The organism is Micromonospora chalcea, assembly GCF_028768405.1.
Lineage (GTDB): Bacteria > Actinomycetota > Actinomycetes > Mycobacteriales > Micromonosporaceae > Micromonospora > Micromonospora chalcea.
Genome location: NZ_CP118233.1, coordinates 4,808,661 through 4,820,647, shown reverse-complemented (window position 1 = coordinate 4,820,647; position 11,987 = coordinate 4,808,661). Strand labels below are relative to the sequence as shown.

Here is an 11,987-nt window from a genome sequence, read left to right as displayed (position 1 = left end):
CGCCCGAATCCCGCCCACTCCCATCGATCTTGGAGTTGTGGTGCCTCCCAAACCGCCCAACAAGGGCATCCCAGGCGCCACAACTCCAAGATCGGCGAGGCGGGGGGCGGGAGGGCGGGGGCGGGGGCGGGGGCGGGGTTAGTCGGCGGGCCAGGTGTGTACGGGCTCGTTGCTGCGCTGGAGTTCGGCGTAGCGCTTGACCATGTGGTGCAGGGCGGCCTCGCGGTCCAGGCCGCGGTGCCGCTCGGCCGCCCACACCGTCTCGGTCTGCCAGACCGCGCCGTTGCGGCCGGTACGGCAACGGCCCTCGATCACGCCCAGCAGACGGTCCCGCTCGGCCGGGGCGACGCCGAACCGGTCCAGCCCCTGCTCGGCCACCGGGAGCAGCGTCTCGAGGACGAGCTTGGTCACCGGTACGTCGCCGAGGCGCGGCCAGTGCAGGACCGCCTCGATGCCGCGCCGGGCGGCGGCGTGGAAGTTCTCCTCCGCCGAGCTGAACGTCAGCTGGCTCCAGATGGGACGGTCCGCCTCGGCGAGGCCGCGGGCCAGCCCGAAGTAGAACGCCGCGTTGGCGAGCATGTCCACCACTGTCGGGCCGGCGGGCAGCACCCGGTTCTCGACCCGCAGGTGCGGGCGGTCGTTCATGATGTCGTAGACCGGCCGGTTCCAGCGGTAGACGGTGCCGTTGTGCAGCCGCAGCTCACCGAGCTGGGGCACGCCCCCGGCGTGCAGCACCTCGACCGGGTCCTCGTCCTCGCAGATCGGCAGCAGCGGCGGGAAGTAGCGGACGTTCTCCTCGAACAGGTCGAAGATCGAGGTGATCCAGCGCTCCCCGAACCACACCCGGGGGCGTACTCCCTGGGCCTTCAGCTCGTCCGGGCGGGTGTCGGTGGCCTGCTGGAACAGCGCGATCCGGGTCTCCGCCCAGAGCTGCCGGCCGTAGAGGAACGGCGAGTTGGCCCCGACGGCGACCTGGACGCCGGCGATCGCCTGGGACGCGTTCCAGTAGTCGGCGAAGCTGTCCGGCGCGACCTGCAGGTGGAACTGGAGGCTGGTGCAGGCGGCCTCCGGCGCGATCGAGTCGGTGTGCGTACGCAGCCGCTCGACGCCGTTGATGTCCAGCTCGATGTCCTCGCCCCGGGCGCCCACGATCTGGTCGTTGAGGACGCGGTACCGCTCGTTCGTGGAGAGGTTGTCGGCGACCAGGTGGCGTTCGGTGAGCGTGGGCAGGATGCCGACCATCATGATCGTCGCGTCGGACTTGGCGGCCCGCTCGTCGGCGCGGCTGAGGCTGCTGCGCAGGTCCTGCTCGTAGTCGGCGAAGCCGCTGCCCTCGATCAGCCGGGGTGAGGCGTTCAGTTCGAGGTTGAACTGCCCCAGCTCGGTCTGGAACAGCGGGTCGGCGATGTCGGCCAGGATCTGGTCGTTGCGCATGGCGGGTTCGGCGGCGGCGTCGATCAGGTTCAGCTCGATCTCCAGCCCGGTCATCGGCCGGTCGGCGTCGAAGCCGAAGTCGTCGAGCATCAGTGCGAAGACGTCCAGGCAGCGCCGGACCTTCTGCCGGTAGCGGACCCGATCCTCGCGGGAGAAGGCGCCCTGGTCGACGTCTCTGCCCATGTGTCCTCCCGACGCCGGTGCGACGGAACCGTACCGTTCCGCAACGCATTGTGAACCATTCACGTGGTGCGCGTAAGTGCGCCCCGTCCACAGCCCGCTGTACGGGCGGCAGATCTGCACCTGTACCCCGTCGGCACCCCCACCAGCGCGGTCCGCCGGAGAACATCGGGTGACGATTCGCACCCGCTGCGCGTACACGGGAAGGGCCCGCACCGTCGGCGGACGGTGCGGGCCCCGCGGGCCTGGCCGGGCTCAGCCCTGGCGGATGGCCTCACCCTCGATCTCGATCTTGACCTTGCGACCGACCAGGACGCCGCCGGTCTCCAGCGCCACGTTCCAGGTCAGGCCGAAGTCCTCGCGGTCGATCTCGGTGGAGGCGGAGAAGCCGAAGATGTCCTGCCCGAAGGGGCTGCGGCCGACGCCCTCGAACTCGACCTCCAGCTCGACCTGACGGGTCACGCCCTTGATGGTCAGCTCGCCGACGAGCACGAACTCGTTGCCGTCGCGGGACTTCACCTCGGTGCTGCGGAACTCCAGCGTCGGGTACTGCTCGACGTCGAGGAACTCCGGGCTGCGCAGGTGCGCGTCGCGGTCCGCCTGCGCGGTGTTGATGCTGGCGGCCTGGATGCTGGCGGTGACCGTGGACTGCATCGGGTCGTCGGCGATGGTGATGGTGGCGGTCGCGTCGGCGAACTCACCGCGTACCTTGCTGACCATCATGTGCCGGGCGACGAATCCGACACGCTTGTGCGCGGCATCCAGAAGATAGGTGCCGGGGGTGGGGATGGTGAGACCCTCCCAGTCGCGGGTAGTCGCCTCGGTGCTGCTGGTCATGGTGCTCTCCTCCGGGGAAAACGGTTTAGTATCCCAACGACTGACTGAGCAACTATAGCTACAGCAATATTCCCTGTGTCAAGTGTTGCTAGGATGGTGGCGTGGACCAGAACGTGTTCGACGATCCCCGGATCACCGCCGTCGGCCTCCTCGTCGAGGCGCACGCCGGGCTCTCCGCCCGGTTCGCCGCCCAGTTCGACGAGCACGGCCTCTCCCCGGTCGAGTTCGAGGTGCTCACCCGACTCGCCCGCTCACCCAACAACCAGCTGCGGATGACCGACCTGGCGGCGCAGACCTCGCTCTCCACCAGCGGCGTGACCCGCGTGGTGGACCGGATGGAGCGGGACGGGCTGATCCGCCGGCGCGCCTGCCCGTCCGACCGCCGCAGCTCCTTCGCGGTGGTGACCGCAGCGGGCCTGAGCCGGCTGGACGCCATCCTTCCCGGCCACCTGCGGATCATCGAGCAGTGGTTCACCGGCCAGCTCGACCCGAGCCAGCTCGACGGGCTGCTGGACGGGCTGCGCCGGGTCCGGGACGCGGTCCACCCGGGCGCCACGGCCGGCAGCACCGAGCCGGACGAGGACGCCGCCTGACGGTCCACTGCCGACGGTCCACAGCTCCACTATCCGTCGATTGATACCGGCGGGTCACCGGCAGAATGACCGGCAGAACCGCTCAAGCAGTCGGGCAAAGGGGCGCGAATGCCCCCATATCTCTTGCAGCCCATCGGTAGTCTTCCCGGAGCGGGGGGCACCGGGGGGTGCTGGCGCGAGCGTCGAGCGAGGGGCAGCACCAGGGGGCTACTTCGTTCGCGCCACCCCCGCGCCCTCCGCCTCCCGGCGCACGCGGTCGCTGGTCAGCGTGCCTTCTGACGCCGGGCCGCCAGGGAGAAGAGCAGTTCCTCCTCCTGCGGCAGCAGGCTGACGCCGGTGGCCCGCCGAGCGGCGTCCAGGCGGTCCAGCACGGCCGGGTCCCCGCTGCTGACCGCCAGCCCCACGAGCGCCTCGACCAGGTCGCGCCGGCCCGCGCCGCCCGCCGCCGCGTCGGCCGCCGCCGCGAACCACTCCACCGCCAGTTCCCGGTCCCCCCGGCGCAGCGCCACGTGCCCCTCGATCAGCCCACGCAGCGCGTCCTCGGCGCGTGCGTCCGCCACCGCGCCGGGTGGATTCAGGCTCTCCATGACCGGCGGCCGACGCTGGCCCGGCACCGCACCCGAGGGCCACAGCTCGGCGGCCGCGGCCAGCGCCTCGTCGCCCCGGCCCTGGCCGGCGAGCGCCAGCGCGACCTTGCCGACCGTCCGTCGCTGTCGGCGGGGATCGCCCAGCTCGGCGAGCGCGGTCGCCACCCGGCGGCCCTGCTCGACCGCCTCCGCGTACCGGCCCTCCAGACGGGTCAGCTCGGCCTGATCGGCCCGCGCCAGCAGGCGCAGGCGCCGGTCGCCGCACTGCGCCGCCAGGCGGTCCACGGTGGCCAGCCGCCGCCGGGCGTCGGCCAGCCGCGCCGCGCGTACGTCGTGCCAGGTGAGGTGCGACTGGGCAACGGCCATCTCGCGTACCCGGCCGTGGCGGGTGGCCGTCGCCAGCGCGGCCTCGGCCTGCTCACGGGCCTCGTCGTGCGCACCGAGCCCGCGCAGCAGCACGCAGAGCACGGACCGGGCCGACAGCTCCCCGACCACGTCACCCGCCTCGGCGAAGATGACGAGCGCGGCCCGGGCGGCCGGCAACTCCTCCGCGCCCGCGCCGTGCTCGGCGGCCAGCCGGGCCGCGCCGAGCATCGCCCAGGCCCGCAGCGTGGACCGGGTGCCGGCGGTACGCGGATCGGCCAGCAGCCGCCGCAGCCAGCGCCGGCCGGAGACGTCCCGCCCGCGCAGCCGCCACCACCGGGGCAGCGACGCGGCCAGCAGCAGCGCCGTCTCCGGCGCATGCTCGGCGGCGTACGCGAGGGCGGCGGTGATGTCGCTCGTCGCCTCGTCGAGCAGGCGTACCGCGCCGGACAACTGTGCGCCCACCAGCCCGGGCGCGGTGCGGTGGACGAACCTGGCGATCACCGCGGCGTGCCGGAGCCGGATCCCGGCGGTCTCGCCCTCGACGTCGGCCTGCTCGGCCGCGAAGTCACGGACCGCGTCCAGCAACCGGAACCGGAACGGGCCGGCGCCCCGGACGCTGAGCAGGCCCAGCTCGCGCAGCCGGTCCAGCATCGGCGCCGCGTCCCACCGCTCGCCGCCACCGGCGAGCAGCTCCTCGGCCAGCTCGACCGACCAGCGGTTACGGAACGCGGAGAGCCGCCGCAACGCGGCCCGGTCGGCGGGCGCGAGCAGGTGGTAGCTGCTGGCCACCGCCTCGCGCAGCGTCACCGTGCCGGCCGATCGGTCGGCGGCGGGCTCCCACCCGGGATGGGCGCCGGTCAGGTCCAGCACGCGGTCGCCGTAGCGGTCGAGCAGTTCGGTGACGTCGAGGATGCGTCCCCGCGCCGCCATCAGCTCGATCGCCAGCGGCAGCCCGCCGAGGCGGCGTACCAGCGCGGCGAGCGCCGGCAGCTCGGCCGCCGTGGGTGGTTCGCGGCGGGCCTGGGCGAGGCGGGCGGCGAACAGCGCCGCCGCGGGCCAGCGATCCAGGTCGGCCCGGTCGGCGGGCGCGGCGTCCGCCGGTGGCACGTCGAGCGGCGCGACCGGGCGGACCAGCTCGCCGGGCAACCCGACCGGGCGGCGGCCGGTCACCAGCACCCGGAGATCCGGCGCGGCGGCGGTCAGGGCGCGAAGCGCCCCGGCCACCGGCTCGGGCGCCCGGTCGACCGCGTCGACGACCAGCAACGCCGGCCGGCCGTCGAGCCGGCAGGCGAGGTCGGCCAGCCGGTTCACACCGAACACCGACGCGGACGCGGCGAGCACGTCGGCGACGTCCGAGCCCTCCCCGACCAGCACCCCGCTGACACCGCCCGGGTGCCGGGCAGCCACCGCGTGCGCGACAGTGACGGCGAGCGCGGTCTTGCCGACCCCGGCGAGCCCGACCAGGCTCACCACCGGGTGGGCGTCGAGCAGACCGGACACCTCGGCCACGTCCCGGTCGCGGCCCACCAGGGGTACGGGCTGGGGCAACGCGACCGGCGCGGCCGACGGTCCGGCGGCTGCGGTGTCGGGGAGGCGGGGTCCGGGCCGGGCCGGCGTGGGCCGGGCGGTGGCGACGAACTCCCGCCGGTCGTCACCGGCCAGGCCGAGCGCGTCGGCCAGCAGATCCACTGTGGTGCGCTGAGGGCGGACGGCCCGCCCTCGCTCCAGATCGCGGACCGTCCGCACGCCCACGCCGGCCCGGCCCGCCAGCTCGGCCTGGGTCAGGCCGGCGGCGAGCCGGTGCCCGCGCAACAGATCGGACAGACCGGTGCGACCGCCTGGGCTCCGCGCACCGTCATGATCCGGAGTCATGGGCACGAAGAGTACGGATCGACTCCGACGCTCCACAGCCCATCGTCACCCACCCGACCGTCCCCTGCCGTTATCCGACAGGACGCGGACGAGTGCGCCTCTCACATGCCGAGGTCGCGGGCGATGATCATGCGCTGCACCTCGCTGGTGCCCTCACCGATCTCCAGGATCTTGGAATCGCGCCAGAAGCGGGCCACCGGGTACTCGTTCATGAAGCCGTACCCGCCGTGGATCTGCGTCGCCTCGCGGGCGTTGTCCACCGCGACGGTGCTCGCGTGCAGCTTGGCGATCGCCGCCTGGCGCTTGAACGGCTCACCGGCGAGCATCCGCGCGGCGGCGTCGTAGTAGGCCAGCCGGGCGGTGTGCGCCTTCATCTCCATGTCCGCGATCTTGAACTGGATGGCCTGGTAGTTGCCGATCGGCTGACCGAACGCCTGGCGCTCCTTGGCGTACTTGATCGACTCGTCCACGCAGCCCTGGGCCAGGCCGACGGCGAGCGCCGCGATGGCGATCCGGCCCTCGTCCAGGATGCGCAGGAACTGGGCGAAGCCCCGGCCGCGCTCGCCGAGCAGGTTGGCCGCCGGCACCCGGCAGTCGTCGAACGTCAGCTCGTGCGTGTCCGACGCGGTCCAGCCGACCTTCGAGTAGCCGGGCGCGACGGTGAAGCCGGGCGTACCCGACGGCACGATGATCGTGGACAGCTCCTTGCCTCCGTCCGGCCGCGTACCGGTGACTGCGGTGACGGTGACCAGCGCGGTGATGTCGGTGCCGGAGTTGGTGATGAACGCCTTCGAGCCGTTGATCACCCACTCGTCGCCGTCCAGGACCGCCCGCGTCCGGGTGCCGCCCGCGTCCGACCCGGTGCCCGGCTCGGTGAGCCCGAACCCGGCCAGCGCCTCACCGCTGAGCAGCTTCGGCAACCACTGCGCCTTCTGCTCCTCGGTGCCGAACCGGTAGATCGGCATCGCGCCGAGCGACACCGCGGCCTCCAGCGTGATCGCCACGCTGGAGTCGACCCGGGCCAGCTCCTCCAGGGCCAGGCAGAGCGCGAAGTAGTCGCCGCCCATACCGCCGTGCTCCTCCGCGAACGGCAGCCCGAACAGGCCCATCTTGCCCATCTGACGGACGATCTCGTACGGGAAGGTGTGCTGCTCGTAGTGCTCGGCGATGGTGGGCGCGACCACCTCGCGGGCGAATTCCCGGACGCTCTCCCGCAGCGCCTGCTGCTCCTCGTCGAGCCGGAAGTCCATGTCGATCCTCCTGGAAAGGGCGGGCCGCCGGGCGCTCGTGACGCCGTGAGCGGCTGAAGCGTTAGGAGGGGCCCCTTTACATGCACCAGGCGTTAAGAGGGGGCCCTTCCTTACCGGGTCAGACGGGGGTGACGCCGTGGCGGCGCCGGGAGAAGTGCCGCTCCTTGCCGCGCGCGGCGGCGAACCGGCGTACCAGCTCGGCGCGCAGCTCGTGCGGCTCGACGATCGCGTCCACCACCAGCTCGCTGGCGAGGCGGACCACGTCGATGTCGCGCTCGTACTCCTCGCGCTTCGCGGCCACGAACGCGGCCCGCTCGGCCTCGTCGGAGATGGCGGCGATCTTGTTGGCGTAGACCGCGTTGACGGCGGCCTCCGCGCCCATCACCGCGATCTTCGCGGTGGGCAGCGCGATCGTGGCGTCCGGCTCGAAGCCGGGGCCGGCCATCGCGTAGAGACCCGCGCCGTACGCCTTGCGGACCACCACACAGATCTTGGGTACGGTCGCCTCGGAGATCGCCGTGATCATCTTCGCACCGTGCCTGATGATCCCCTGCTTCTCCACCGCGCTGCCGACCATGAAGCCGGGCACGTCGGACAGGAACAGCAGCGGCACGTTGAACGCGTCGCAGAGCTGCACGAACCGGGTCGCCTTGTCGGCCGAGTCGACGAAGAGCACGCCGCCCTTGAACATCGAGTTGTTGCCGACCACGCCGACGACCTCGCCGTTCAGCCGGCCGAACCCGATGGTCAGCTCCTTGGCCCACAGCGCCTGGATCTCGAAGAAGCTGCCGGAGTCGAGCAGACCCTTGACGTACCGGCGCATGTCGAACGCCTGCCGCTCGCTGGCCGGCACCAGCGCGGCCAGGTCGGCCTTCTCCGGCGCGTCCACCGCTTCGGCGGCGGGCGGGTTCTGCTTCCAGTTCGACGGCAGGTACGACAGGTAGGTCCGTACCACGTCGAGCGCGTCGTTCTCGGTCTTGCAGAGGAAGTGACCGACGCCGGACTCGGCGCAGTGCACCTTGGCGCCGCCCATCGCCTCCAGCGTGGTCTTCTCGCCGGTGACCATCTCGACCATCCGGTCGGAGCCGAGGTACATGCTGGCGTTGCCGTCCACCATGGCGACCACGTCGCAGAACGCCGGGATGTACGCCCCGCCCGCCGCGCTCGGCCCGAACAGCGCGCACACCTGCGGGATCGAGCCGGAGGCGCGGACCTGGTTCCAGAAGATCTTCCCGGCGCCGCGCCGTCCGGGGAACAGGTCGACCTGGTCGGTGATCCGGGCCCCGGCCGAGTCGACCAGGTAGACCATCGGCACGCCGGTCGCGTACGCCCGCTCGATGATCCGGATGATCTTCTCGACGGTACGCGCGCCCCAGCTGCCGGCCTTGACCGTGGAGTCGTTCGCCATCAGGCAGACCTGGCGGCCGTCGATGGTCGCGGTGCCGGTGACGACGCCGTCGGCGGGCAGCCCGTCGGCCATCGCGTTGGCGTAGAGCCCGTCCTCGACGAAGGAGCCCTCGTCGACCAGGTACGCCACCCGCTCCCGGGCGAACAGCTTGCCCTTCGCGGCGTTCGCCGCGTGGTACTTGTCCGCACCACCGGCGCGGGCGCGCTTGCGCAGCTGCTCCAGTGCCTCACCGTCGAGCGTCACGCCGACTCCCGTTGCCACCGCCCGCGCAGGGCGCCACCGACCTGAACGATCGTTAGGCTACCCCACCGCCGCCCTCTCCGGCGACCCGCTCCTCGCACCCCCACCCATCCACTCCCGTGATCAAGGAGTTTGCGTCCTCCGCGCGGCCGAATGAGGACACAAACTCCTTGATCAACGCGCGAAACGGTCAGGAGGGGAGGGGGGTCAGGCGGGTACGGGGGCCGGCTCGGAGGACTCCCGACGGGAGTTTCTTGCCCACCAGGGTCTCGGCCAGCTCGGCGGCAGCGATCAGGGCGTCCAGGTCGATGCCGGTGTCGATGCCCATGTCGTGCAGCATGTGCACCGCCTCCTCGGTGGCCAGGTTGCCGCTGGCCCCCGGCGCGTACGGGCAGCCGCCGAGGCCGCCCACGCTGGCGTCGAACTCGGTGACGCCCAGCTCCATCGCGGTGAGCATGTTCGCCAGCGCGGTACCCCGGGTGTTGTGGAAGTGCAGCAGCACCGGCAGGTGGGCGTTGCGGTCCCGCACCGCCGTGACCAGCTCGCGGACGCGCCGGGGCGTACCCATGCCTGTGGTGTCGCCGAAGGCGACGCGGTCCGCGCCGTCGCGGGCGACCCGGTCCACGATCGCGGCGACCCGGCGGGGGTCCACGTCGCCCTCGTAGGGGCAGCCGAAGCTGGTCGCCACGATCACCTCGGCGGTCGCGCCCGCGCCGTGCAGCAGGTCGATCAGCTCGGCGATGTCGTCCAGCGACTCGTCGGTGGAGCGGTTGACGTTGCGCCGGTTGTGCGTGTCGCTGGCCGAGACCACCACCTCGATCTCGGTGAAGCCGGCGGCCAGCGCCCGCTGCGCGCCCCGGGTGTTCGGCACCAACGCGGAGTAGCGCACCCCGTCGGCCTTCTCCGCCCGCTGCCACACCTCGTCGGCGTCGGCCATCTGCGGAATCGCCCGGGGGTGGACGAAGGAGACGGCCTCGATGCGCCGCACCCCGGTACGGGACAGCGCGTCGAGCAGCCGCACCTTCGCGTCGGTGGGGATGGGCTCCTCGTTCTGGAGGCCGTCCCGGGGGCCGACCTCACGGATGCTCACGGAGTCGGGGAGTTCCGCCATCAGGTTCACCTCGTTCGGGTCGAAGGTCAGCGCATCCGGGAGACGATGCCGGTGTCGTAGTCGCCGGAGAGGAACTCCGGGTTCTCCAGCAGCTCGGCGAAGAACGGCAGGTTGCACTTCGGGCCGGCGATCTCGAACTGGGCGACCGCCGCCCGGGCCCGCTCGACCGCCTCCTCGCGGGTGTCCCCGCTGACGATCAGCTTGGCCATCAGGCTGTCGTAGAACGGCGTGACCGTGTTGCCGGCGACGTAGCCGGAGTCCACCCGTACGCCGGCGCCGGCCGGCTCGTTCCAGGTGGTGATCGCGCCCGGGCCGGGCAGGAAACGCTTCGGGTCCTCGGCGTTGATCCGCAGCTCGATGGCGTGGCCGCGCGGGGCGAGCGCGTCCGGGTCGAACGTCGGCACCAGCCCGGCCGCCACCCGGAGCTGCTCCTCGACCAGGTCGACGCCGTAGACGTACTCGGTGACCGGGTGCTCGACCTGCAGCCGCGTGTTCATCTCCAGGAAGAAGAACTCCTGCGTCGAAGGATCGAGCAGACATTCCACGGTGCCCGCGTTGCGGTAGTTCACCGCCTCGCCGGCCCGTACCGCCGCGGCCAGGAAGCGCTCGCGCAGCTCCGGCGAGACCGCCGGGGACGGCGACTCCTCGACCAGCTTCTGGTTGCGCCGCTGCACCGAGCACTCCCGCTCGCCGAGCGCCACCACCCGGCCGTCGGCCAGGCCGAGGATCTGCACCTCGACATGGCGTACCCGGGGGAAGTACCGCTCGATCAGCACCGAGCCGTCGCCGAACATCCGCTCCGCGAACGCGCGGACCTTGTCGTACTCGGTGCGCAGCGCCGCCTCGTCGGCGGCCACGCCCATGCCCATGCCACCGCCACCGGCGGCGGCCTTGACCATCACCGGGTAGCCGATCTCCGCGGCCGCCGCGACCGCCGCGTCCAGGTCGGCCGCCGGCTCGGTGGTGCCGGGCGCGACCGGCACCCCGGCCGCCGCCATCAGGTTCCGGGCGTTGATCTTGTCGCCCATCGCGGTGATCGCGTCCGCGCCGGGTCCGACCCAGATCAGGCCCGACCCCTCGACGGTACGGGCGAAGTCCGCGTTCTCGGACAGGAAGCCGTAGCCGGGGTGGATCGCCTGCGCGCCGGTGCTGCGGGCGGCCTCGAGGATCGCCTCGACGTTCCGGTAGCTCTGCGCCGGGTTCGCCGGGCCGACGCAGACCGCCTCATCGGCCTCGGTCACGAACGGCAGCGCGCCGTCGGCCTCCGAGTGCACAGCGATCGTCCGGATCCCGAGCCGCCTGCCGGTACGGATGATCCGGCGCGCGATCTCCCCCCGGTTGGCGACCAACAACGATTCGATCATCTTCTGCACGGACGTGACCCCTTCTCGACGCAAAGCCGGGGTCTCTTCTTAACATGCGTTAAGGTCCGGGCGGCGTGTCAGGTCGGGTCGGTGGGCGCGAGCAGGGCCGCGAGCGTCGCGCCGCGCAGCAGCTCGGCCCGGCGCCGGCGATCGACCTCGCCACCGAGGAACGGCGTCGAGTTCATCAGGCCGAACGCCGCGTGGGCGAGCACCCGGGCCGCGCCGTCCGGCAGGCCGGGGTGCAGCGCGGTCAGCACCGTCACCCACTCCTCGACGTACATCCGTTGAAGCCGGCGGATGCGCCGGCGCGGCTCGTCCGGAAGGCGGTCCAGCTCGTGCAGGTGCAGGGCGATCACCGCCGGGTTGGCCAGCGCGAACTCGACGTGAAAGTCGATCAGCGACTCCAGCGCGCCACGCGGGTCGTCCGGGTGCCCGGCGGCCCGCTCCCGCCCGCCCGCGAGCAGCCCCTCGCTGACCGGTACCAGCGCGGCGACGAGCATCGCCTCCTTGCCGGCGAAGTGGTGGTAGAGAGCCGGCCCGGTGACACCGGCCGCCGCGCCGATGTCGTCCATCGACACGCCGTGGTAGCCGCGCGCCGCGAAGAGGCCGACCGCGATCTCCAGGATCTCGTCCCGCCGGGACCGGCGCCGGGCCGTGCCCGCCGTCCCCCGTGCCTGCTGTTCCACCGCCACCGGATCAGCCTAGACCTCGGCGTCGATCTAGAGCAGCCGCGGTTACCCGGCAG

General features: G+C 72.4%; 9 protein-coding genes. 1 reads left to right on the top strand and 8 read right to left on the bottom strand.

Annotated features, from left to right (window positions below; all coding sequences use genetic code 11):
* Positions 1-138: 138 nt before the first annotated feature.
* Positions 139-1,617, bottom strand: a complete 1,479-nt coding sequence (locus PVK74_RS21420; protein ID WP_043327630.1) for a glutamate-cysteine ligase family protein — start codon at positions 1,615-1,617, stop codon at positions 139-141.
* A gap of 252 nt (positions 1,618-1,869) precedes the next feature.
* On the bottom strand, positions 1,870-2,451 hold the full coding sequence (locus tag PVK74_RS21415; protein WP_043327631.1) for a YceI family protein: 582 nt from the start codon (positions 2,449-2,451) through the stop codon (positions 1,870-1,872).
* 101 nt (positions 2,452-2,552) lie between these two features.
* On the opposite strand from PVK74_RS21415, the gene PVK74_RS21410 reads away from it, so the two are divergent.
* Positions 2,553-3,044 carry a MarR family winged helix-turn-helix transcriptional regulator gene (locus PVK74_RS21410; RefSeq protein ID WP_043327632.1) on the top strand — a complete coding sequence of 164 codons (492 nt, stop codon included), beginning with the start codon at positions 2,553-2,555 and terminating at the stop codon, positions 3,042-3,044.
* Between the two features lie 263 nt (positions 3,045-3,307).
* Here the strand turns inward: PVK74_RS21410 and PVK74_RS21405 are convergent, their stop codons facing one another.
* The 6 genes from PVK74_RS21405 to PVK74_RS21380 form a co-directional block, all read right to left on the bottom strand.
* Entirely contained in the window at positions 3,308-5,869 is a 2,562-nt protein-coding gene (locus tag PVK74_RS21405; RefSeq protein ID WP_274477076.1) for an ATP-binding protein, read from the bottom strand.
* A 101-nt stretch (positions 5,870-5,970) separates the two neighbouring features.
* The gene (locus tag PVK74_RS21400; protein WP_043327634.1) at positions 5,971-7,119 is read right to left on the bottom strand and encodes an acyl-CoA dehydrogenase family protein; all 1,149 of its coding nucleotides are present in this window, start codon (positions 7,117-7,119) and stop codon (positions 5,971-5,973) included.
* Positions 7,120-7,237: 118 nt separating this feature from the next.
* Complete coding sequence (locus tag PVK74_RS21395) at positions 7,238-8,770, bottom strand: acyl-CoA carboxylase subunit beta (RefSeq protein ID WP_274477075.1); 1,533 nt, start codon at positions 8,768-8,770, stop codon at positions 7,238-7,240.
* A gap of 187 nt (positions 8,771-8,957) precedes the next feature.
* On the bottom strand, positions 8,958-9,878 hold the full coding sequence (locus PVK74_RS21390) for a hydroxymethylglutaryl-CoA lyase (RefSeq protein ID WP_043330791.1): 921 nt from the start codon (positions 9,876-9,878) through the stop codon (positions 8,958-8,960).
* A gap of 26 nt (positions 9,879-9,904) precedes the next feature.
* On the bottom strand, positions 9,905-11,242 hold the full coding sequence (locus PVK74_RS21385) for an acetyl-CoA carboxylase biotin carboxylase subunit (protein WP_274479302.1): 1,338 nt from the start codon (positions 11,240-11,242) through the stop codon (positions 9,905-9,907).
* Positions 11,243-11,319: 77 nt separating this feature from the next.
* Entirely contained in the window at positions 11,320-11,934 is a 615-nt protein-coding gene (locus PVK74_RS21380; RefSeq protein WP_043327636.1) for a TetR/AcrR family transcriptional regulator, read from the bottom strand.
* Positions 11,935-11,987 lie beyond the last annotated feature (53 nt).